The following is a 22185-nucleotide window of genomic DNA, read 5'->3' on the forward strand; positions in this document are numbered from 1 at the left end:
CGGTCGGGTCACCGTTGCGGTCGCCTGGGTGACGGTGCGCTCACTTCCGGCGCCACTGTCGCCACCACGTGCGGCACGGCAACCTGTTGGGCCGGTCGCACCGCCCGCTCACACCGGGCAGCGAGGTCGCGGCGATCGGTACCCGGCCACTCGAGCGGTGCGACGGTCACCGACACGACCAGCCCCCGCGAGCGCACGAGCCTGCCGATCGAGGCTCCGATCGTCTCCTCACCCACGAATGCGGGACCGGTGGTCCGGACCCCGGTGTGGTCGAGGTAGGCGAACCCGATGGGCTGTACCGGGCATTCCGCATCGATGGCCGCCTCGAACAGTGCCGAGCGAAAGCCCCCGTATGCACGACCACACCAGGTTGTCCCCTCGGGGAAGACCGCGACGCGCTCGCCGCCCTCCAACCGAGTCCGGACGGTGTCGACGACACCGGGCAGAGCACGCAGGCGTTCGCGTTCGATCGGGATCACCCGCATCCGCCGCGCCAGCGACCCCAGCGTGCCCCAGTCGAGGAGGTCGGCGCGCGCCACGAATCCGGCCGGAACCACCGCCATGACCACGAGCACGTCGGTCCACGACACGTGTGGTGCCACGACGAGGAGGCCCCCGTCGTATCCACGTCTGTCACGAAGGTCGGTGACGTCGACGCGCATTCCCACGCATCGCAGCAGTCCGCGCGCGCCCGCACGCAGCAGGGCCTCTCGTGCGGAGGGCGGAACGAGTCGGGCCGCCACGAGGATCGGCGCACACGCGAGGACCATCACGACGGTGACGGCACGCATGACGACGGTCGGCCATGCGACCCGGGGTGACGTCGAGGGAAGGCAGCCGTTGCTGCATGGGCTCGCGGGCATCCACGCATGCGCGCGCGTGGTCATGCTTCGTTGCTCTCGGCAGCGCCTCGCAGGCGTTCGAGGTAACGGACGTTCGCGTCGTGCAGGCTCAGCATGGCGACGAAGTCCGCTACGCCGAATTCAGGATCGTGTGCGGGTTCACCGCAGATCTGGGCACCGAGTCGCAGATATCCACGCATGAGCGGCGGAACGACGACCCTCGCGGGCTCGTCGACCTCGTCGAGGCATCGGCCGTCGACCACCACCGGGTTCAGGGGGCGGACGCGCCGTTCCGGTTCGATACTGTGGCGCCCCAGCACCATGTCGCGAACGCCGCGGACGTTCACTCCCACAGCATCACCGGGCGTCAGCTGCATCGACACCGAGACACAGCCGATGACCCGATCGTGACCCGTCAGTTCCAGATAGCGAAGGATCCCGGCCCACATGAGGGTCAGGACGGACCCGGAGCGGTGCGCCGCATCGACGCATGCGCGGCCCATCTCGACGGCACGCAGCCCGTGGGGGTCGAGTGCTGAGAGGTCGAATTCGGTGGCGGTGTAGTAGCCGCCGGCCGCTGCCGCCGCGCGCGGCGGCAGCATCCGGTAGCAGCCGACGAGTTCGCCGGTGCTGATCTCGTGCGCGAGCAGGTGGTCGCAGAACTCGTCGAACGGGTCGACGTCGAGGTCGCTTCCGTCCGTTGGGAGTGTGAAACCGGGTTCGGTGTCGAACACCCGGCGCCGAAGCCGCTGCGCTGCTTCCCGGTGGTGTGCCTCGGTGGAGATACTCAGGGAGTATCTTGGACCGGACAGCACCGGAACCGTGAATTCTCGTGTATGTGACAGCACCGCTGATGTGGTCATGTTGCAGGTGTAGCGCGGCGGTGCTGCACGACGGCAGCGCTGCGGTGTCACGTTCGTGAACAGGGTGGAACAACCGCGCGGCCCCACCCTGGACTCACCGGGGTGGGGCCGCGCGGAGTACTACGCGAAGGACCTATCAGCCCTTGTGCTTCTTGACGGCCTCGGTCAGCTGCGGTGCGACGTTGAACAGGTCGCCCACGACGCCGTAGTCCGCGATCTCGAAGATCGGGGCCTCTTCGTCCTTGTTGACCGCGACGATGGTCTTCGACGTCTGCATTCCGGCGCGGTGCTGAATGGCGCCGGAGATGCCGAGCGCCACGTACAGCTGCGGCGAGACGGTCTTGCCCGTCTGACCGACCTGGAACTGGCCCGGGTAGTAGCCGGAGTCCACAGCGGCGCGGGACGCACCGACTGCGGCACCGAGCGAGTCGGCGAGTTCCTCGACGACCGAGAACTTGTCGGCGCTGCCGACACCCCGGCCACCGGAGACGACGATCGACGCCTCGGTGAGCTCGGGGCGGTCGCCACCGACGATGGGCTCACGCGAGACGACCTTGACGGCGTTCTCTTCCTGCGCCGGAACCTCGACGTCGACGCGCTCTGCGGCACCGGCCTGTGGAGCGGACTCGATGGCACCCGGGCGAACCGAGATGACCGGAACCTCGCCGTTTGCCTTGGCGTCGACGGTGAACGCGCCACCGAAGATCGAGTGGACGGCCGAGCCGTCGCTCTTGACGTCGACGACGTCGACGAGCAGGCCCGAGCCGATGCGCGCGGCGAGACGGCCGGACACCTCCTTGCCCTCGACCGATGCTGCGGTGAGGACCGCTGCGGGGCTGGTGGACTCGACGAGGGCGGCGAGGACGTCGACCTTCGGGGTCACCAGGTAGCCGTCGACGATGTCGGATTCGGCGGCGTAGACCTTGGCGGCACCGGCCGCGGCGAGGGCTTCCTGCAGCTTGTCTGCGGTGCCGGCAGGACCGGCGACGACGGCGGACGGCTCACCGAGTGCACGAGCGGCGGTGATGAGCTCGACGCTGACCTTCTTCAGTGCACCCTCGGCGTGCTCGACGAGCACAAGTACTTCTGCCATTGCTTGCTTCTCTCCCTAGATATGTCTGCTGTGTGCCGTGGGGCGCGATCAGATGATCTTCTGGCCGACCAGGTACGTGGCGATCTGGTTGCCGCCCTCGCCCTCGTCCGCGACGCGCTCACCTGCGGTACGCGGGGGCTTCGGCGTAACGCCGGTGACGGTGGTGGCAGCGTTGGCGACACCGAAGATCTCCGGGTCGAGACCGATCTCGGCGAGCGTGAACGTCTGCACTTCCTTCTTCTTCGCGGCCATGATGCCCTTGAAGGACGGGAAGCGCGGCTCGTTGATCTTCTCGGTGACCGAGATGATGGCCGGCAGCGGAGCCTCGATGCCGAAGAGTCCCTCGTCGGTCTCGCGCTCGCCGGACGCCTTACCGTCGGCGACGGTCAGCTTGCGCAGGTGGGTGAGGTGGGGCAGGCCCAGGTACTCGGCGATGATCGCGGGCACAGCACCTGCGCGACCGTCGGTGGCCTCGTTACCTGCGATGACCAGCTCGACACCCTCGATCTGACCGAGCGCAGCAGCAAGCGCGTACGAGGTCTGGATGGCGTCCGAGCCGTGGAGAGCAGGATCGTTGAGGTGGATGGCCTTGTCAGCACCCATCGACAGCGCCTTGCGGATCGCATCGGTGGCGCGGTCGGGACCGGCCGTGAGGACGGTCACCTCGCCGCCATCGCGCTCCTTGATGAGCAGGGCTTCTTCGACGGCCCGCTCGTTGATCTCGTCGAGCACGGCATCGGCTGCTTCACGGTCGAGAGTGAAGTCGCCGTCGGTGAGCTTGCGCTCGGACCACGTGTCGGGGACCTGCTTGATCAAAACGACGATGTTCGTCATGGGTCTACGTCGACCTCCTGTGTGTAGCTGCTTCGGATCGGAGAGGCGATGCCTGAACCGACTGATCGTGCCTGTCGCACGTCGCGTGCGTCAGGTTACCAAACGCTAAGTTACTGGGTGGTAACTTAGCAGAATTCACGGTTCACCATAACCGCAGACAAGGAGCGAAATGGCTGTGATCTGGACCACCGAATCCGACGCCACAGGCGGTGGGTCTACTCTCGGGGCGGTGAGTGACTCCACCGTCCGCGCCGACGGCGCGCAACAGCTGCCACTGACCGGCGAACGGACAGTCCCCGGTATCGCCGAAGAGAACTACTGGTTCCGCCGCCACGAAGTGGTCTACCGCGACATGCTGCAGCGATGCGCCGATCGCACCGTCCTCGAGGCCGGCGCCGGCGAAGGTTACGGGGCCGACATGATCGCCGATGTCGCCACACGCGTCATCGGACTCGACTACGACGAGAGCGCTGTCGCGCACATCCGCGCCCGGTACCCGCGCGTCGACGTCCGCCAAGGCAACCTCGCCGAACTCCCCCTCGACGACGCATCGGTCGATGCGGTCGTGAATTTCCAAGTCATCGAACACCTCTGGGACCAAGCACAGTTCCTTCGGGAATGCCACCGTGTTCTGACGCCCGGGGGCGAACTGCTCATCAGTACACCCAATCGGATCACCTTCTCCCCCGGACGCGACACACCACTCAACCCGTTCCACACCCGCGAACTCGACGCCGCCGAACTCACCGAACTTCTTGTGGACGCGGGTTTCCGCGTCGAACTCATGACCGGGGTCCACCACGGCAGCACTCTGCGCGCACTCGACGCCAAGTACGGCGGGTCGTTCATCGACGCGCAGATCGAACGCGCCCTCGCCGGTGAGCCGTGGCCCGACGATCTGACCACCGATGTCGCGGCCATCACCTCCGACGACTTCGCACTCTTCCCCGAGGACATCGACGACAGCCTCGACCTGGTCGCGATCGCGGTGAAGGATCCCGCTCCGTGAGACCCGAAGCGAACCGCGAACCGGGGATGTTCGCCCTGGTCCTGCACTCCCACCTCCCGTGGCTCGCGAACCACGGACGGTGGCCGGTCGGCGAAGAATGGCTGTATCAGTCCTGGGCCGCGACCTATCTGCCCGTCGTCGACGTCCTTCGCCGCCTCGCCGACGAGGGGCACACACGGCTGCTGACCCTCGGCATCACGCCCGTCCTCGCCGCTCAGCTCGACGATCCGCACAGTCTCACCGGCATGCACCACTGGCTCGGCAACTGGAAGCTGCGCGCGCACGAGGCCGCCGGGATGGCCGAGCCGTCCTATCGCGCACTCGGCGCCCGTGAGCACCGCGCCGCCGACTGGGCGCTCGAGACGTTCGAAACCCGGTGGCGGCACGGCGGATCACCCCTCGTTCGCGAACTCATCGATGCCGACACCGTCGAACTGCTCGGCGGGCCGCTGGCGCATCCGTTCCAGCCGTTGCTCGATCCCCGGCTGCGGGCGTTCTCGCTGTCCGAAGGGCTCGAGGACGCACACCAGCGATGGCGCCACGCCCCCCGTGGCATCTGGGGGCCCGAATGCGGATTCACCCCGGGCATGGAAAAGGATTACGCCGCAGCAGGTGTCGAGCACTTCATGGTCGACGGACCGGCACTGCACGGAGACACCGCACTCGGACGCACCGTCCGCGAGTCCGACGTCGTGTGTTTCGGCCGCGATCTGCAGGTCTCCTACCGGGTCTGGTCTCCGAAGTCCGGATACCCCGGGCATTCGGCATATCGCGATTTCCACACCTATTGCCACGACACGGGTCTCAAGCCCTCACGCGTAACCGGACGCACCGTCGCCTCTCAGGACAAGGCGCCGTACGACCCCGACCTCGCGTCGGCGGCCCTCGATCGGCACGTCGCGGATTTCGTCGACACCATCCGGCAGCGGCTGCGAAGCGAATCGGCCCGCATCGGCCGCGACGCCCTCGTCGTCGCCGCGTTCGACACCGAGCTGTTCGGGCACTGGTGGTACGAGGGACCGATCTTCCTCGAACGACTTCTGCGTGCGCTGCCCGAAGCCGGGATCGAGGTGGGCACGCTGTCCGACGCACGCGAACGCGGATACGTCGGCGGAGCGGTGGATCTCGAGGACTCGTCCTGGGGGTCGGGCAAGGACTGGCGGGTGTGGGCCGGTGATCAGGTCTCCGATCTCGTCCAGCTCAACGACGAGGTCGTCGCCACCGCTCTCGACACCGTCGACAAGTCCCGCGACGCACTCGGATCGAACGCCCCGCTCCTGCGCAACCGGGTACACGACCAGATTCTTCGTGAAGCACTGATGACCGTCTCGAGCGACTGGGCGTTCATGGTCAGCAAGGACACCGCAGCGGGCTACGCACGCGACCGCGCACACAAGCACGCCCACGCGACGCGGGAGATCGCCGCCGCTGTCGCCGAAGGTCGCGATTCCGCGGCGGCACGACTCGCCGACGCATGGAACCGAGCCGACAATCTGTTTCCCGGACTCGACGCGCGACGTCTTCCCGGACGACACGGAGGCACCCTGTGACATCGACGATCGCCCCGCGACTGAAGATCCTCCTGGTGTCCTGGGAATACCCCCCGGTCGTGGTGGGTGGGCTCGGTCGGCACGTCCACCATCTGGCCACCGAGCTCGCCGCAATCGGGCACGAGGTAGTGGTGCTGTCGCGCCGCCCCACGGGCACCGACGCATCGACCCACCCGACGATCACCCACATCTCCGAGGGCGTCCTCGTCGTCGCGGTGGCCGAGGACGCGCCGCACTTCGAGTTCGGCACCGACATGCTCGCGTGGACCCTCGCGATGGGACACGCGATGGTCCGCGCGGGAGTCGGGCTCAGCCGCGGCGGCATCGGCGACGGCTGGCAGCCCGACGTCGTGCATGCGCACGACTGGCTCGTCGCGCACCCCGCGATCGCCCTCGCCGAATACTTCGACGTCCCACTGGTTTCCACCCTGCACGCCACCGAAGCGGGCCGTCACAGCGGATGGCTGTCGGGTCGCATCAACCGGCAGGTGCACTCGGTCGAGTGGTGGCTGGCCAACGAATCGGATGCGCTCATCACGTGTTCGGCATCCATGCGCGACGAAGTCACCGAGCTGTACGGCCCCAGGCTGTCCACTATCTCGGTCATCCGCAACGGCATCGACATCACCACCTGGTCGTACCGGGAACGGCAACCCCGGGCTGTGCCCGCACAGCTGCTGTACGTCGGCAGGCTCGAGTACGAGAAAGGTGTGCAGGATGCGATCGCGGCGTTGCCGAAGATCCGACGCTCGCATCCGGGAACCACGCTCGTCGTCGCCGGTGAGGGTACACAGTTCGAGTGGCTGCGCGAACAGGCTCGTCTGCACCGGGTCGCCAGGTCGGTGACCTTCGTGGGCAACCTCGACCACACAGAACTTCTCGGGTGGCTGCACGGCGCCGACGCCATCGTCCTGCCGAGCCGCTACGAACCGTTCGGGATCATCGCCCTCGAAGCGGCAGCAGCGGGCATCCCGCTCGTCACCTCCACCGCGGGTGGTCTCGGTGAAGCCGTGGTCGACGGCGCGACAGGACTGTCGTTCCAGCCCGGCGACATCGCAGGCCTGGTGTCCGCGGTCCGCGAGACCCTCGACGATCCTGCCGCCGCCCAGGAACGGGCACGCGCGGCCCGCGAACGACTCACCGACGACTTCGACTGGGGCGTGGTCGCCGAGGAAACCGTCCAGGTGTACGCAGCCGCGAAACGCCGCGTCCGGCACCCGATGGCGCGGCCGACGATCCCGCAGCGACCCCTGCCGGATCGCGGCTGAACCATCGGTTCCCCGGGTCGGGGCTATTTCGGGTACACGTCGGGTGCAGGTAACAACGGTGGCTGCCTGTCGAACCATGGGCTCGCCTGTTCGAGTTCGCCGGTAAGTGAGAGCAGCAGCGCCTCACCGCCGAGCGGGGCGACGAACTGCACGCCCAGCGGCACTCCTTCAGCTGTCCAGTGCAACGGAACCGAGATCGCCGGGCGCCCGGTGATATTCGCCAGTTGCGTATAGGGGGTGCGACCGAGATTGTCGTCGATCACCTTGTCGATCAACCCACTCCAGCGCGCGAGTCGTCCCATCCGGGTCGTCATGAGTACCGACCCGAGCGCCCGCATCCACATCGGCGTGGCCAGTTCACCCACCCGCGCCGGCGGATACGCCAGGGTCGGGGTGAGCAGCAGATCGTAGCGTTCGTGGAACGCAGCGAGGTCGCGAATGTAATCCGCCCATCGGGCATGCGCGGCAAGATAATCCGGCGCCGACACCGACCGGCCCAGTTCGGCCAGCATGCGGGTGTCGAACTCGAACCCACCCGGCCCACACCCGGTGCGTTGCCGGGCATCGTCCACCTCGAGCGCGAGCGACGCGAACCACATCGTCAGGAAGTCGGCAGCGAGTCGCCGCTCGTCGATTCTGGTCTCGGCAGGTTCCACCCGGTGCCCGAGTTCGTCGAGCAACACCACCGCGCGGTCGACCGCAGCAACGGCCTCGGGATCGACGCCGGTACCGATCGGAGAGGCGGTCGCGTAGCCGATCCGCAGGCGCCGCGGCGGCGTACTCAGCACTGCAGCATAAGAACCGGGAATACCACCTACCGCATAGGGCGCCGCAGGATAGGCTCCGGCCATCACGTCGAGCATCGCGGCCGAGTCGCGGACCGTCCGGCTGATCACACCGTTGGACACTGCGCCGTGCAGCGGCTCCCCACCGACCGGCCCCGTGGGTACCAGGCCCCGACCGGGTTTGAGACCGACCAGGCCGCAGCATGCCGCCGGAATCCGGATCGAGCCGCCACCGTCGTTGGCACCCGCCACAGGTACGACACCCGCAGCCACGGCCGCTGCGGAACCGCCCGAGGACCCACCTGGTGTGAGCTCAGGGTTCCATGGATTGCGGGTTGCCCCACCCGCCTCCGGTTCCGTGATGCCCTTCGCCCCGAACTCGGGTGTGTTGGTCTTACCGAAGATCACCAGCCCCGAATCGAGCCAGCGGTCGACCACCACGGAGTTCTGCGCCGCCGGGAGCTCGGCGAGGGCTCGGGAGCCGCTCCCGGTGGGCATTCCGATCACATCCTGCAACAGGTCCTTGACCAGGAACGGCACACCCGCGAACGGCCCCGACAGGGGCCCGTCGGCGCGAACGCGGGCACGCTCGTCGAGACGGCGCACCACCGTGTTCAGCGTCGGATCGACAGTCTCGAGGCGTGCGAGTGCTGCATCGAGCAACTCGACCGGCGACACTTCACCTCGGGCGACGAGTCCTGCAAGACCCACCGCGTCGTAGCGGCGATACTCGGCGTACTCCACGGCCGTTACCTCCTCCTAGGCCTGTCAAGGCGCGAGATTCGCGTCGAGGGGCGGGTCGCCCGCCTTCTTACGCGCGATGTCTTCGAGCGCCGCGACGTAGGCCGCCCGATCAGCGGCGCCGGCCTCCCACGCGTCCTTGCGGTTCTTCACGACCTTGGCCGGGGATCCCACGGCGATGCCGTAGTCGGGGATGTCGCCCTTGACGACGGCGTGCGCTCCCAGGACGCACCCGCGTCCGACCCGAGTGCCGCGCAAGACCGAGACCTTCGCGGCGATCCAGGTGTCGGGGCCGATCCGGACGGGGCTCTTCACGATGCCCTGGTCCTTGATCGGATAGGTGATGTCCTCGGTTCGATGGTCGAAGTCGCAGATGTAGCACCAGTCGGCGACAAGGGTCGATGCGCCGATCTCGATATCGAGGTAGGTGTTCACCACATTGTCCTTGCCGAACACGACCTTGTCGCCGATGCGCAGGGATCCTTCGTGGCACCGGATAGCGTTACCGTCGCCGATGTGGACCCACTTGCCGATCTCGAGTCGCGCCAGGTCCGGTGTCGCGTGGATCTCCACATTCTTCCCCAGGAAGACCATCCCGCGCAGCACCACATGCGGATTCGCCAGCTTGAACTTCGCCAGCCGGTAGTACCGCACGAGGTACCACGGGGTGTACGCCTTGTTGTTCAGCACCCATCGCAGCGATGCCGGTGTCAGGAATCGGGCCTGCTCCGGATCGCGGCGTCGCGATCCACGCCACCTGGTGCTCAACGGTGCACCCCACATGCTCGTCATGGCACGCAGCGTAACGGTCTGCCTCGGTCGGCAGGTGAAACACCCGGCCCGATACGCTGGCGAGTCGAATCCGACAGTCCTGAAGGAGTTGAGCGATGCGGGGTGCCCGGCGAGCTGCGGTGCTGACGGCGACGGCAGCACTGGCGTTGAGCGGGTGCGGTAGCGATAACGGTGGACCGTACTCCGCGGGCGCGTGGCCTGGACGCCATTCGGACGCGCGCAACAGCAATACGACCGTCAGCGACGGACTCGACGAGGTCACGTCGTCGTGGTCGCGGGCGACCGGTGGCGCTGTCGGTTCACCGGCGACCGTGGCAACGAACGGCCAGATCACCGTCACCTCGGCCACCGACGCGGGCTGCAACATCTTCTCGTACCAGATGGACAACGGGCGCAAACGCTGGTGCACGCGTCTCGGCCCCGCCGTGGCGGATATCAGCCCGGTGGCGGACGATGTCGCCAACGTGTACGTCGGCGAGGCCGGTGGCGTGTACTCGTTCACCGAGAACGGCCAGCGCCGGTGGCGGATACCGGTGAGCGGCACTCCCCGCGTGGTGCAGTTCGCAGGCGACGGAAGCCTCGTCGTGGTCACCCATTTCGGTCAGGTCAACATCGTCGATCCGCAGACCGGGATGCTCCGTGCACCCCTGTTCGATCTGGTCCCGATCCCCGGAGTCGCAGACGGCACGAACATTCCGCGTCAGGATCCCGACCACGGCCTGGCCGGATGCTTCGGCGGCTCCCCCGACTGCCCCGTCGCGACCACCCCCGCCGTCGACCAGGACACCGGCCGGATCTTCACGACGGTGTGGCGCACCGGCGCCGACCGCGCCGCACTGGTCGCCCTGCGGTACCCGGGCGGCGACAACCCGGTGGTCACCGAGGAATGGTCGAACGTCGATCTTCCGGGCGGCTCCACGACAAGTCCTGCGCTCTCGGCCGATGCCACCACCGTCTACGTCCACGACGGCGAGGGCGCGTTGTGGGCGATCGATGCCGAGACGGGGCAGCCCCGATGGAGTCACGAACTCGGATTCACCCCGGCGACAGGCCCTGCAGTCGCCGATGACGGGCTGCTCGTGTTGTCGGCCGGTGGCCCCTCCGGTGCACTGACCGCCCTGCGCGACACCGGCGACGGCGTCGAGGCCGCGTGGGAGCGCGACGATGTTCGGCAGGCCGGTGTCCCGGCGCTCACGGCGAACGGTCGCGGCTACACGATCACCCAGAGCGACGACGGCCTCACTGCGCTCGTGTTCGACGTGGCCGACGGACAGACCCTCGATGAAGAGGCACTCCCCGAGGCGACCGGATTCTCGGTGGGAACGGCGGTCGGACCGGACGGCCAGTTGGTCGCCACTACCGTGCAGGGTGAGATCTACGTGCTGGACGGCTCCGAGGACTGAGTGCACGTGCGCACCGCGAGCATGTCAGCGACTCGGTGTGCACACGAACGCCACCGGTGTCCGGCCGACGCGGGTGAGCACGACGCTCAGCGCGCGGTCGCCGCGCAGCTTCAATCGCGGGCGTAGCTGTGCGGGGTCGACGTCGACCCCGCGCACCAGGATCTCGGCCGAACCACACTCGTGGCGGGTCAGAGCCTGCCGCAGGTTCTTCTCCGAGTACTTCAGCTGCTCGAGAATCCGGAAGCCGCGCACTCCGTCGGGAAGTGCGTCGCCGGTGAGATAGGCGATGCGTGGATCGAGTTGCCACAGACCGTGTGTCGCGGCGTAGTGCCGGACGAGACCCGCGCGCACGATCGCGCCGTCCGGGTCGATGATCCACTCCCCCGGCGCCTCTTCCGGGATGTCGTCGTCCATCGCATCGGTGACTTCGAAAGCCGACCCGTCCGACCTCAGAACAGCGGCGCGACGGCGGATCCCGGGCTCACTCAGGCCGGGTGAGTAGAGACAGGCCTCCCGCACACCCGAGTCGAGCGACACGATCTCGACCTCGCCGGCCCAGCCGAGCTTGTCGAAGTCGAGCCCCGGAGCGCACTTCACGGCGAGATCGCGACCTGAATAGGCATCGAGAAGGTCGGGCAGCGGCGGCTGCAGCGCGGCCGGATCGTGAGTGCGTCGACCGCCGGACCTGCGCGCCGGATCGGCGATCACTGTGGTTCCGCGTGTCACCGGCCGCAGCGCGTCGGCTCGCACCAGATGAGCTGCGGGTACATTGTGGGCCGCCATTGCGAGGCGCACCTCGTCGAGGTCGCTCCCCACGACGGTGGTGGCCACCCCGACCAGCGCGGCCAGCTCTGCTCCCACCGAGCAGGTCACGTCGTGAACCTGTCGCCCTGCGAGCCGGCGCGCCCGGTGAGCAGCGACAGGCGACGGGGTCGCCTGTTGCACCGCGTCGTCGGTCAGCAACCACCCGTGCGCGCCCGCGAGTTTGGTTGCGGCCTTTCGCCGCGCGAGCACCGTCTCGACGAGCGGCGCCGCACGATCGCCGAAACACGTACGCGCCCAGCCGATATCCGACAGGCGCGTACGCGTCGACAGTTCCCGGCCGTCGACAGCGGACAATGCTGCGACGCCCTGATCCGACGTCAGATACTCGACATCGGCGAGCGTGAACTCGTAGCCCAACTACTTGCCGGGCTTCACGCCGGTGATCATCACGTTGTAGAAGAAGTTCCGCGGGACGACGTGCTTGAGCACGTTCTCGTCGACCCAGCTGAGAGTCTTCCAGCCACCGAATGCGAACTTGGCCCAGTTCCAGCCCAGCTTCTCCTCGGGAACCGCGGCCTCGAACGTGCGGACCGGCCAACCGAGTAGTGCAGCTGCGAATTCTTCGCTCGACGCCTTGACCTCGACTGCGCCCGCCGAGGTGGCGAGCTTCTCGAGATCCGCAGGATCGAACGTGTGCAGGTCGACGACCGCCTCGAGCGCCGCAGCGCGTGAGGACTCGTCCAGTTCGGTCTGCGGGCGACGCCAGTCGCTCAGGAACGGAAGTTTGGTCACAGTGGTGGTCGCCTCCCAGGTGATGCGACCCAGCCATCGTGCGTAGAAGTTACCGACGGTGCTGGGTTCACCCGCGAAGACGAAACGTCCGCCCGGCTTGAGCACACGCAACACCTCGCGCAGCGACTGCTCGACGTCGGGAATATGGTGCAGCACCGCGTGCCCGACGACGAGATCGAAGGTGTCGTCCTCGTAGGGAATGGTTTCGGCGTCGGCGACCCGGCCATCGACGTCGAGTCCGAGGTTCTCCGCATTGCGCAACGCAACCTTGACCATGCCGGGCGACAGGTCGGTGACCGACCCGCTCTTCGCGATCCCGCCCTGCATCAGGTTGAGCAGGAAGAAGCCCGTGCCGCAACCGAGTTCCAGAGCGCGCTCGTACGGCAACTGCTGCTCACCGGCCGCCAGGTCGAAGCGACCGCGCGCGTAGTCGATACAACGTTCGTCGTAGGAGATCGACCACTTCTCGTCGTAGGTCTCGGCTTCCCAGTCGTGATAGAGCACCTGAGCGAGCTTGGAGTCCTCGAGAGCAGCCGCGACCTGTTCGGCGGTAGCGTGCGGGTTCGGCGCGGGATCGTTCCCGTCGGTCCTGCTTGCAGTCATGACGCAGATCCTACCCGGCAGTAAGCTCTCGACAAGTGGCCCGTCCCGGCGATTACTTGCCCAGGAATTCGGCCTTGCCGGGCCCGTTCTCGATGAACGACTTCATACCGATCGTACGGTCCTCGGTGGCGAACAGCCCGGCGAAGACGTGCTGCTCGATCTTCAGGCCGGTGTCGAGGTCGGTGTCCAGCCCCTGATCGATCGCGGCCTTCGCTGCAGCGAGTGCGCGGCCCGCACCCTTGGTGAACTGGGAGGCCCAGGTGCGAGCGGCGTCGTACACGGCGTCGGGTGCGACGACCTCGTCGACGAGCCCGATCGACTCGGCTTCGTCGGCCCCGACGAAGCGACCTGTGAAGACGATGTCCTTTGCCTTCGACGGCCCGACGAGACGCGCAAGACGCTGGGTTCCGCCACCGCCGGGGATGATCCCGAGCAGCACCTCGGGGGTGCCGACCTTGACGTTGTCGCCGGCGATACGACGATCCGCGCCGAGTGCCAGCTCGAGCCCGCCGCCGAGCGCATACCCGGTGAGTGCCGCGACAGTGGGCTTCGGGATGTCGGCGACAGCACCGAGGGCGGACTGCAGATCATCGATGATCTTGCTCATCTGCACGTAGCTCAGGTCGGCCATTTCCTTGATGTCGGCACCAGCGGCGAAGACCTTCTCGCCGCCGTACACGATCACGGCCTTGACATCTTCGCGCACTGTGGCTTCACGCGCGGCTTCCCGGATCTCCTCCTGGACCTGACGGTTCAGGGCATTCATCGGGGGGCGGTCCAGCCGGATCGTGCCGATGCCGTCGGAAACCTCTAGTGTCACGAATTCAGCCATGCATCACAGCCTAGAGGCCCCCAGCTGTGCCGTCTCGACAAGGCCGGTGGCCGCCTCGACGAGCCGAGTCAGATGTCGTCGCGATTCGCCCAAGGGTGCGGGCCGCCGCCCTCGTAGTAGCCCTCGTCGCCGTCGAACGCGATGTGGATCCCGGTGTCGGTCCGGCTCATGATCGGCAGGATCGTGGGAATCTCCGGTTCGGCCGCCAGGATCTCGGCAACCGTCGCGTACTTCGACAGTTCCGTGAGCTGAGCCCAGGTGGGGGGAAGCAACACCGACCGACCGGACCTCCAGTGATCGAGTGATTCTTCGGGGGTCTGCCAGAGCACGTGTTCGGCCTCGCTGGTCTCGCCATCGGCGTTCTGCCCTTCCGGGGCGGCAGCCACGAAGAAGTGCGTGTCGTAGCGCCTCCGCTCGCCGAGCGGGGTGATCCAGCGTGCCCACGGGCGCAGTAGATCTGCGCGCAGGACGAGGCCCTCGCGGGTGAGGAAATCGCCGAAGGACAGTGCGCGGGACTCGAGTTGTCCGCGTGCCTGCGCGTGGGGTGCGGTGTCGGCCAGCACCGACTCGGGGTCCTGACCGGCGAGCAGGACACCGCACTCTTCGAAGGTCTCGCGCACCGCGGCCAGCACCAGCGCCTGTGCCCGCGCCGACGTGACATCGAAGCGCTGCGCCCACCAATCCACATCGCGACCGGTCCACCTCACCGACGCTTCACTGTCGCTGCCGTCGACACCACCACCCGGGAACACGGTCATGCCGCCCGCGAAGTCCATACCCACGACTCGCTGCAGAAGGAAGACCTCGACCCCCCGTGCCGAGTCCCGGACGAGCATGACCGTGGAGGCGTCCCTGACCGGCACGGATGTGGGATCGAAGGCGGTTGCCGAGCGTTCTTTGGCCATGCTCGGAGCCTAATCGATCAGTCCCGCGCGAACCCGCCCGGTCTCACCCGCGGCGGTGCCGCCCCGGCTCGCTCGTGCGGCGGGCGAAGAAGCGATCGTCGACCTTCTCCAAGGTGATCGACTGGCTGAATGCGGCGCTGAGGTTCTCCGCCGTGATCACATCGTCGATCAGCCCCTGCGCGACCACACCGCCCTCCTTGAGGAGCATCGCGTGAGTGAAGCCCGGCGGTATCTCTTCGACGTGGTGAGTGATGAGGACCGTTGCCGGCGCGTCCGGGTCGGCGGCGAGTGTTGCGAGCCGCGCCACCAACTCCTCACGCCCACCGAGATCCAGGCCCGCAGCGGGTTCGTCGAGCAGCAGCAGTTCCGGATCGGTCATGAGCGCGCGGGCAATCAATACCCTCTTGCGCTCGCCTTCGGAGAGCGTTCCGTAGGTGCGCTGGGCCAAGTGCTCGGCACCGAGGCCTTCGAGCATCTCCACCGCGCGGATGTTGTCGATATCGTCGTACTCCTCCCGCCACCGGCCGAGCACGCCGTACCCGGCGGAGATCACCAGATCGACGACCAACTCGTCGCGGGGGACGCGATTGGCGAGCGCGGACGACGACAGTCCGATACGAGGCCGCAGCTCCGACAGGTCGGTGCGGCCGAACGTCTCGGACAGCACGTGCGCGGTGCCGGACGTCGGGAAGTCCTCGGCGGCTGCGACGCGCAGCAACGACGTCTTACCCGCGCCGTTCGGACCGAGCACCACCCAACGCTCGTCGAGTTCCACCTTCCAGGTCACAGGCCCGACGAGGACATTTCCACCTCGCCGCACCAAAACGTCTTCGAATTCGATGAGCAGATCGGGATCAGGTTGTGCCACGCCGTCCATCTTCGCTCACACCCGGACTCGGGACACGGCAGGATCTCCTTCGTGTCGTCCTCCACTCGTGTGTACACCCCGTCCGACTACGCGGCCGAGCCCGATCGGTCGCCGTTCCCACTCGGCGCGACGCCGGTCGAGGACGGTACCCGCTTCGCCGTCCACGCTCCCCATTGCGACCGACTGCAGGTGTGCCTGATCGACGATGACGGTCGCGAACACCGTGTCGATCTGCCCGACCGCACATTCGGCATCTGGCACGGCACGGTCCCCGAGGTCGGCCCCGGCCGGCGATACGGCTATCGCGCGTACGGGCCGTGGCGTCCACGCGACGGCCTCCGCACCAATCCGCACAAGATCCTGCTCGATCCGTGGGGCCGTCGAGTGACGGGTACCGATCTGCAGAGCGACTCCGCGGACGCGGCCCGACTGCTCGCGTACGACGACAATCCCTTCGGCTCGATGTCCACCGCCGACTCTCTCGGGTACACGCCACTGTCGGTCATCACCCCGGCCACCTCCTTCGACACGACTTCGATCGGTACGGCCTCGATCGATACGGCACAGCATCGGCGACCGCGCACGCCGTGGGAGGACACCGTCATCTACGAACTGCACGTCGGTTCGTACACGGCCGTGCATCCCCGCGTGCCGAGTGCGCTGCGGGGTACCTATCTCGGTCTGGCCCACCCGGCAGTGATCGGCTACCTCGTGCACCTCGGTGTCACGGCGGTCGAACTCCTGCCGGTGCATGCATTCATGACCGAACCCCCGGTACGGGCCCGGGGAATGCGCAACCACTGGGGGTACTCGACCGCGTCGTTCTTCGCGCCACACCCCGGTTACGCCGTGGCACCCGGCAACGAAATCGCAGAGTTCCGCGCGATGGTCGCGGCACTGCACGACGCGGGAATCGAAGTGATCCTCGACGTCGTCTTCAACCACACGTGCGAGTGGTCTGTCGCGGGACCGAGCCTGTCGTGGCGCGGGCTCGACGCTCCCGGCTATTACCTTCTGGCCGACGGCGGCCACGACATCGATCTGACGGGCTGCGGCAACACCGTCGACGGTGCGTCGCCGATCGCGGTGCGGATGGTGTGTGACAGCCTGCGCTACTGGGCGACGGACATGGGCGTCGACGGCTTCCGGTTCGATCTTGCGAGTGCTCTGGGGCGTCCACACGGCGGCGCGTTCGATGCGCGCGCCGCGTTGTTCACCGCGATCACCTCCGACCCCGTCCTCACCGACCGCAAACTCATCGCGGAACCGTGGGATGCGACAGCGGAGGGCTACCAGCTCGGCCGGTTCGGCGCGCAGTGGTCGGAGTGGAACGACCGATACCGCGACGCCACTCGACGTTTCTGGGCACGAAATTCCGGAGTGCGTGAGATCGCGTCGCGCCTGACCGGGTCGGAGGACCTGTATAGACGCCATGAACGCCAGCCGTGGATGTCGATCAACTATGTCACCGCGCACGACGGGTTCACCGTCACCGACGCTGTCTCGTTCACGCACAAGCACAACGATGCGAACGGTGAGGAGGGCCGGGACGGGTCCGACCACAACGAGTCGGTGAACCACGGCGCCGAGGGACCGACCGACGACCCCGCGATCCTCGCCGCGCGCGCCCGGCACGTCCGTGCCCTGCTTGCCACACTGCTGCTCTCGACTGGAACTCCGATGCTGCTTGCCGGCGACGAATTCGGACACTCCCAGGGCGGCAACAACAACGCGTACTGCGTCCCCGCCGGGACGCCGGTGCCCGAGGCGTGGCCGCTCGACTGGGAACACGCCGACCATGAACGCATCGAGTTCGTCCGTGCTCTGTTGGAGCTGCGTCGGAGAGTGCCCGTACTCCGGCAACGTCGATTCTTCGAAGGCCGGTCCCGCACCGTCGGCTATCCCGACCTGGTGTGGTTCGGACGTGACGGCATCGAACTGCAGGATGCCGACTGGCACGACGAAGACCGCCACACAGTGCAGGCATGGCTCGACGGATCGGAGCTGGGAACGGTGACGCCGACGGGAAAGCCGTTACCCGACAGCAGCGGTCTGTTCGTCCTGCACGCCGGTGATGCGACGAGCGTGACGTTGGCGGGCCCCGAGTGGTACCACGGCGACATCCGGTGTGTGTTCGATTCATCCGCAGTCGACGGTCGTCCGGTCGATTCCACGGCATACCGCGCTGGCTCGTCGTTCTCGCTGACGGGCCCGACCGTGCTGGTGTTCCGGATCGCGAGCTGACGAGCGAGGTCTCGGGACTGCCGCGTCAGGACACCGTGGCGATCACGGTCATCGAGCCCGGTTCGACCTCGGTGAAGCCGGCGTCGCGCACCGGCACTCCGGTGCCTTCGGCGGCCCCGACGACGAGTTCGGCCCACCGGTCGCGATCCGCATCCCGGACCGCACACCGAAAACCTGTCGCCGCCCACGCCCGCGCCGAGTCGACGTCGAGCGCGCCGGCCAGCAGCATAGATGCATGGCCGACCTGCGCGGCAGCCTTGCCCACGGTCATCCCGAGTGCTGCGTTGAGCCACAGAACCGGCACGCCGTCGGGGACATCGCCCGGGTCATCGTGCGGGAGGTCCGTGCCGCCGATCTGTAACCGCGCGATCCGCGGATCGAGTCGGCCGACCGGGCCCGGGACGAGCGCGCGGGCCTGTGCACCGTCACGGTCGACGGTCACGCCGTCGACGTCCTGCGCGGCACGCCAGTGCGCCCCGCGAGCACGACGGCTCACCTTGCGGATCCGGGCATCGTTCCACGCGAGGAACGCGTCCTGCCACTCACCCGCTGCACCGTCCTCCCCGGCACCGACCCGAGGGTCCAGGCACAGTGCGACCGTCGCAACAGCCGCAGCCTCGAGCAGCGCGCTAGGGGCTGGAGGCTCGGCTTTGGGTATGTGCAGCACGAGAGGCATCGCGAGCACCGCGGACGGATCGTCCGGATCCTCCCGGTGACCGTACCCACGGGCGAGTACGCCGTGCCTGGTTTCGAATCCGGGATCAGCGAAGACCGGATGCGGCTCAGGCACCGTGCTCGATCGGAACACGCCGGAGCGTTCCGTCGCCGCGGTCGGCTGCTTCGATCTCCTCGCGCGTCACGCCCAGGACGAACAGAACGGCGTCCAGGTACGGGTAGGACAGCGCGGTGTCGGCGACCTCACGCAGTGCGGGCTTCGCGTTGAAGGCGATACCGAGGCCGGCCGCGCTGAGCATGTCGATGTCGTTGGCACCGTCGCCCACCGCCACGGTCTGCTCGATCGGGACGCCGGCGTCGTCGGCGAATTCCCGGAGCGCCCGTGCCTTCGCCGCGCGGTCCACGACATCTCCGATGACCTTGCCGGTGAGCTTGCCGTCGACGATCTCGAGGGTATTGGCGCGTACGAAGTCGAGTTCGAGATCGTGCGCGAGTCCTTCGATGACCTGACGGAATCCGCCCGAGACGACGCCGCAGCGGAATCCGAGACGACGCAGCGTCCGGATCGTGGTGCGTGCGCCGGGCGTCAGTTCGATCTGCTCGGCGACCTCGTCGATCACGCTGGCGGGCAGCCCCTCGAGAGTGGCCACGCGCTGCTCGAGCGATTCGGTGAAATCGAGCTCCCCGCGCATCGCTGCTTCGGTGACGGCGCGGACCTTGTCCTCGACACCGGCATGTGCGGCGAGCATCTCGATGACCTCGCCCTGAACGAGTGTCGAGTCGACATCGAACACGATCAGGCGCTTGGAGCGGCGCGCAAGGCCACCGCGCTCGACGGCAATGTCGACGTCGAGTCCCGCCGCGAGTTCCGCGAGCGCCTTGCGCAGTCCTTCGTCGGCGTCGGCGCCCTGGTCGGTGGCGGTGACCATCAACTCGAGGCCGGTGAGCGGGTAGTCGGCGATACCGCGGATCGAGTCGATGTTCGCCCCGAGCGAGGCGAGTGTGCGGCCGACGGAGCGCATGGCGCGGGCGCTCACAGGGCTGCCGAGCACGACGACAGCGTGGGTGGAGACTGCGCGGCCGTTCTCGGGGCGGGCCCCGACCTCGACGTCGGCGTTCATGCCGATGGTGGCCATGGCCGCCTCGACCTCGTCCTGCAGGGCTTCGGGGTCGCCGGGGCATACCACCACTACCCCGAGCGTCAGCCGCCCCTTGATGACGACCTGCTCGACATCGAGCAGGTCCACGTCGTGGCGGCTCAACGCCGCGAACAGCACCGAGGTCACACCGGGATGGTCCGGGCCCGTCACCGTCACGAGCACAGTGGTCTCAGACGCCACTACGTCTCCGATCTTCGTCAGTCGAATCGCGCACGGGTCGAAGCACGTGCGCATCCATTGTTGCAGTCGCGTGTGCCCCCGACGTGCGGGGGTTCGGCGCGCGGGAACCGGCTTCGCACCCGGACGACGAAGACCCCGCCCGTGGTCGTGGGCGGGGTCTTCGTTACGGGTCCGGAGAGGTGGTGCGTCTAGCTCTCGCCGGCGCGCGGGTGGTCTCCGGGAGTGCGATCTGCACCCTCGAGCACATTGACGTTGTGCTTGTGGCTACCCGGTCCGACATGCGCTTCGGCGCGCATCCGCTCCACCATATGCGGGTAGTGCAGCTCGAACGCGGGGCGCTCCGAGCGGATCCGCGGCAGCTCCGTGAAGTTGTGGCGCGGCGGCGGGCAGCTGGTGGCCCACTCGAGCGAGTTGCCGTAGCCCCACGGGTCGTCGACCGTGACGACCTGGCCGTATCGGTAGCTCTTGAAGACGTTCCACATGAACGGCAGCGTCGAGGCACCGAGGACGAAGGCGCCGATCGTCGACACGATGTTCAGGTTGGTGAACCCGTCGGTCGGGAGGTAGTCGGCGTAGCGGCGGGGCATGCCCTCGTTGCCGAGCCAGTGCTGCACCAGGAACGTCAGGTGGAAACCGACGAACGTGAGCCAGAAGTGCCACTTGCCGAGACGCTCGTCCATCATCCGGCCCGTCATCTTCGGGAACCAGAAGTAGATGCCGGCGTAGGTGGCGAACACGACGGTGCCGAACACCACGTAGTGGAAGTGCGCGACGACGAAGTAGGTGTCGTGCAGGTGGAAGTCCAGCGGCGGGCTCGCGAGGATGACACCGGACAAACCACCGAAGAGGAAGGTGATCAAGAACCCGACCGAGAACAGCATCGGTGTCTCGAACGTGATCTGGCCCCGCCACATGGTGCCGATCCAGTTGAAGAACTTCACGCCTGTCGGCACCGCGATCAGGAACGTCATGAACGAGAAGTACGGGAGCAGCACAGCGCCGGTGGCGTACATGTGGTGCGCCCACACCGCGATCGACAGGGCCGCGATGGCGATCGTTGCGTACACCAGACCGGTGTAACCGAAGATCGGCTTACGGCTGAAGACCGGGAAGATCTCGGAGACGATGCCGAAGAACGGCAGTGCGATGACGTAGACCTCTGGGTGACCGAAGAACCAGAACAGGTGCTGCCACAAGAGCACACCACCGGTGGCCGGGTCGTAGATGTGGCCACCGAGGTGGCGGTCGACGAACAGGCCCATGAACGCGGCGGTCAGCAGCGGGAAGACCAGCAGGATGAGGATGCTGGTAATCAGGATGTTCCAGGTGAAGATCGGCATCCGGAACATCGTCATACCGGGGGCACGGAGGCAGACGACGGTGGTGATGAAGTTGACGCCACCGAGGATGGTGCCCAGACCCATGACGCCGAGGCCGAGGATCCAGAAGTCCGCGCCGACGCCCGGGGAGTGCAGCTCACTGGTGAGTGGCGTGTACGCCGTCCAGCCGAAGTCTGCAGCGCCGCCGGGGGTCACGAAGCCGAGCATCACGATCGTCGCGCCGAACAGGTACAGCCAGTAGCTGAACGCGTTCAGTCGCGGGAACGCCACGTCGGGCGCGCCGATCTGCAGCGGCAGGATGTAGTTCGCGAATGCGAACACGACCGGGGTCGCGTACATCAGCAGCATGATCGTGCCGTGCATCGTGAACAGCTGATTGAACTGCTCGTTCGACAGGAACTGCAGGCCCGGAACCGCGAGCTCGGCGCGCATCAGCAGGGCCATCAGGCCACCGATGAGGAAGAACGACACCGAGGTGATCAAGTACATGATCCCCAGATCCTTGGGATCTGTGGTCGTGATCATCTTGTAGATGAACGAACCCTTGGGTCCCTGCCGCGGCGGGTATGGCCTTGCTGCAGCTATCTCTGGGACTGGCTGGGGCGCTACGGCAGTCACTAATCCTCCTGAATGCGCGCTCG

General features: G+C 67.3%; 19 protein-coding genes. 5 read left to right on the plus strand and 14 right to left on the minus strand.

Features of this window, described 5'->3' with window-relative positions; genetic code table 11:
* Positions 1-8: 8 nt before the first annotated feature.
* The 4 genes from EV641_RS03935 to EV641_RS03950 form a co-directional block, all read right to left on the minus strand.
* A complete protein-coding gene (locus EV641_RS03935) occupies positions 9-887 on the minus strand; it encodes a lysophospholipid acyltransferase family protein (protein WP_132470866.1) in 879 nt (292 codons plus the stop codon).
* Positions 884-1705, minus strand: a complete 822-nt coding sequence (locus tag EV641_RS03940) for a GNAT family N-acyltransferase (RefSeq protein ID WP_132470867.1) — start codon at positions 1703-1705, stop codon at positions 884-886. The genes EV641_RS03935 and EV641_RS03940 overlap by 4 nt, the downstream gene beginning before the upstream one ends.
* A gap of 136 nt (positions 1706-1841) precedes the next feature.
* On the minus strand, positions 1842-2798 hold the full coding sequence (locus EV641_RS03945) for an electron transfer flavoprotein subunit alpha/FixB family protein (protein ID WP_054718641.1): 957 nt from the start codon (positions 2796-2798) through the stop codon (positions 1842-1844).
* A 48-nt stretch (positions 2799-2846) separates the two neighbouring features.
* Positions 2847-3632 carry an electron transfer flavoprotein subunit beta/FixA family protein gene (locus EV641_RS03950; RefSeq protein WP_054718638.1) on the minus strand — a complete coding sequence of 262 codons (786 nt, stop codon included), beginning with the start codon at positions 3630-3632 and terminating at the stop codon, positions 2847-2849.
* A gap of 175 nt (positions 3633-3807) precedes the next feature.
* On the opposite strand from EV641_RS03950, the gene EV641_RS03955 reads away from it, so the two are divergent.
* Genes EV641_RS03955 through EV641_RS03965 form a run of 3 tightly spaced genes read left to right on the plus strand, consistent with a single transcriptional unit; the run spans position 3808 to position 7459 of the window.
* Complete coding sequence (locus tag EV641_RS03955; RefSeq protein WP_241996859.1) at positions 3808-4641, plus strand: class I SAM-dependent methyltransferase; 834 nt, start codon at positions 3808-3810, stop codon at positions 4639-4641.
* A 26-nt stretch (positions 4642-4667) separates the two neighbouring features.
* Positions 4668-6191 carry a glycoside hydrolase family 57 protein gene (locus EV641_RS03960; protein WP_132471091.1) on the plus strand — a complete coding sequence of 508 codons (1524 nt, stop codon included), beginning with the start codon at positions 4668-4670 and terminating at the stop codon, positions 6189-6191.
* 20 nt (positions 6192-6211) lie between these two features.
* Positions 6212-7459, plus strand: a complete 1248-nt coding sequence (locus EV641_RS03965) for a glycosyltransferase family 4 protein (protein ID WP_132471092.1) — start codon at positions 6212-6214, stop codon at positions 7457-7459.
* Positions 7460-7482: 23 nt separating this feature from the next.
* On the opposite strand, the gene EV641_RS03970 is transcribed toward EV641_RS03965, so the two are convergent.
* Both EV641_RS03970 and EV641_RS03975 read right to left on the minus strand, forming a co-directional pair.
* Positions 7483-8988, minus strand: coding sequence for an amidase family protein (locus EV641_RS03970; RefSeq protein WP_132470869.1), 1506 nt, complete (start codon positions 8986-8988; stop codon positions 7483-7485).
* A 24-nt stretch (positions 8989-9012) separates the two neighbouring features.
* A complete protein-coding gene (locus EV641_RS03975; protein WP_132470870.1) occupies positions 9013-9777 on the minus strand; it encodes an acyltransferase in 765 nt (254 codons plus the stop codon).
* A gap of 95 nt (positions 9778-9872) precedes the next feature.
* Between EV641_RS03975 and EV641_RS03980 the strand changes: the two genes are divergently transcribed.
* Positions 9873-11180 (plus strand): PQQ-binding-like beta-propeller repeat protein, encoded by a 1308-nt coding sequence (locus tag EV641_RS03980; protein ID WP_132470871.1) that lies wholly within the window; start codon positions 9873-9875, stop codon positions 11178-11180.
* A gap of 24 nt (positions 11181-11204) precedes the next feature.
* Here the strand turns inward: EV641_RS03980 and EV641_RS03985 are convergent, their stop codons facing one another.
* From EV641_RS03985 to EV641_RS04005, 5 genes are all read right to left on the minus strand, one after another.
* Positions 11205-12362, minus strand: coding sequence for a class I SAM-dependent methyltransferase (locus EV641_RS03985; protein ID WP_132470872.1), 1158 nt, complete (start codon positions 12360-12362; stop codon positions 11205-11207).
* Complete coding sequence (locus EV641_RS03990; protein WP_132470873.1) at positions 12363-13340, minus strand: class I SAM-dependent methyltransferase; 978 nt, start codon at positions 13338-13340, stop codon at positions 12363-12365. It abuts the gene before it with no gap.
* 52 nt (positions 13341-13392) lie between these two features.
* Positions 13393-14172, minus strand: coding sequence for an enoyl-CoA hydratase-related protein (locus tag EV641_RS03995; RefSeq protein WP_054717655.1), 780 nt, complete (start codon positions 14170-14172; stop codon positions 13393-13395).
* 68 nt (positions 14173-14240) lie between these two features.
* A complete protein-coding gene (locus tag EV641_RS04000) occupies positions 14241-15077 on the minus strand; it encodes an NUDIX hydrolase (RefSeq protein ID WP_132470874.1) in 837 nt (278 codons plus the stop codon).
* Between the two features lie 43 nt (positions 15078-15120).
* Positions 15121-15954 (minus strand): ABC transporter ATP-binding protein, encoded by an 834-nt coding sequence (locus tag EV641_RS04005; RefSeq protein WP_132470875.1) that lies wholly within the window; start codon positions 15952-15954, stop codon positions 15121-15123.
* A 42-nt stretch (positions 15955-15996) separates the two neighbouring features.
* Between EV641_RS04005 and glgX the strand changes: the two genes are divergently transcribed.
* Positions 15997-18189 carry a glycogen debranching protein GlgX gene (gene glgX, locus EV641_RS04010; RefSeq protein ID WP_241996819.1) on the plus strand — a complete coding sequence of 731 codons (2193 nt, stop codon included), beginning with the start codon at positions 15997-15999 and terminating at the stop codon, positions 18187-18189.
* Positions 18190-18214: 25 nt separating this feature from the next.
* On the opposite strand, the gene EV641_RS04015 is transcribed toward glgX, so the two are convergent.
* From EV641_RS04015 to ctaD, 3 genes are all read right to left on the minus strand, one after another.
* Positions 18215-18979 (minus strand): peptidyl-tRNA hydrolase, encoded by a 765-nt coding sequence (locus tag EV641_RS04015; RefSeq protein ID WP_241996820.1) that lies wholly within the window; start codon positions 18977-18979, stop codon positions 18215-18217.
* Positions 18972-20258, minus strand: coding sequence for a phosphoserine phosphatase SerB (gene serB, locus EV641_RS04020; RefSeq protein WP_132470876.1), 1287 nt, complete (start codon positions 20256-20258; stop codon positions 18972-18974). Before serB ends, EV641_RS04015 begins: the two co-directional genes overlap by 8 nt.
* 134 nt (positions 20259-20392) lie before the next feature.
* Positions 20393-22162, minus strand: coding sequence for a cytochrome c oxidase subunit I (gene ctaD, locus EV641_RS04025; protein WP_132470877.1), 1770 nt, complete (start codon positions 22160-22162; stop codon positions 20393-20395).
* Positions 22163-22185 lie beyond the last annotated feature (23 nt).

Source organism: Rhodococcus sp. SMB37, from assembly GCF_004345605.1.
In the GTDB taxonomy this organism is placed as follows: Bacteria; Actinomycetota; Actinomycetes; order Mycobacteriales; family Mycobacteriaceae; genus Rhodococcus.

Excerpts from the sequence above, each read along its gene's own strand:
- EV641_RS03945 (WP_054718641.1), bottom strand. The coding sequence starts at position 2,798 with ATGGCAGAAGTACTTGTGCTCGTCGAGCACGCCGAGGGTGCACTGAAG.
- EV641_RS04005 (WP_132470875.1), bottom strand. The coding sequence starts at position 15,954 with ATGGACGGCGTGGCACAACCTGATCCCGATCTGCTCATCGAATTCGAA.
- EV641_RS03960 (WP_132471091.1), top strand. The coding sequence starts at position 4,668 with ATGTTCGCCCTGGTCCTGCACTCCCACCTCCCGTGGCTCGCGAACCAC.
- EV641_RS03975 (WP_132470870.1), bottom strand. The coding sequence starts at position 9,777 with ATGACGAGCATGTGGGGTGCACCGTTGAGCACCAGGTGGCGTGGATCG.
- serB (WP_132470876.1), bottom strand. The coding sequence starts at position 20,258 with ATGCGCACGTGCTTCGACCCGTGCGCGATTCGACTGACGAAGATCGGA.
- EV641_RS03980 (WP_132470871.1), top strand. The coding sequence starts at position 9,873 with ATGCGGGGTGCCCGGCGAGCTGCGGTGCTGACGGCGACGGCAGCACTG.
- EV641_RS03935 (WP_132470866.1), bottom strand. The coding sequence starts at position 887 with ATGACCACGCGCGCGCATGCGTGGATGCCCGCGAGCCCATGCAGCAAC.
- EV641_RS03990 (WP_132470873.1), bottom strand. The coding sequence starts at position 13,340 with ATGACTGCAAGCAGGACCGACGGGAACGATCCCGCGCCGAACCCGCAC.
- EV641_RS03995 (WP_054717655.1), bottom strand. The coding sequence starts at position 14,172 with ATGGCTGAATTCGTGACACTAGAGGTTTCCGACGGCATCGGCACGATC.
- EV641_RS04000 (WP_132470874.1), bottom strand. The coding sequence starts at position 15,077 with ATGGCCAAAGAACGCTCGGCAACCGCCTTCGATCCCACATCCGTGCCG.
- EV641_RS03940 (WP_132470867.1), bottom strand. The coding sequence starts at position 1,705 with ATGACCACATCAGCGGTGCTGTCACATACACGAGAATTCACGGTTCCG.
- EV641_RS03950 (WP_054718638.1), bottom strand. The coding sequence starts at position 3,632 with ATGACGAACATCGTCGTTTTGATCAAGCAGGTCCCCGACACGTGGTCC.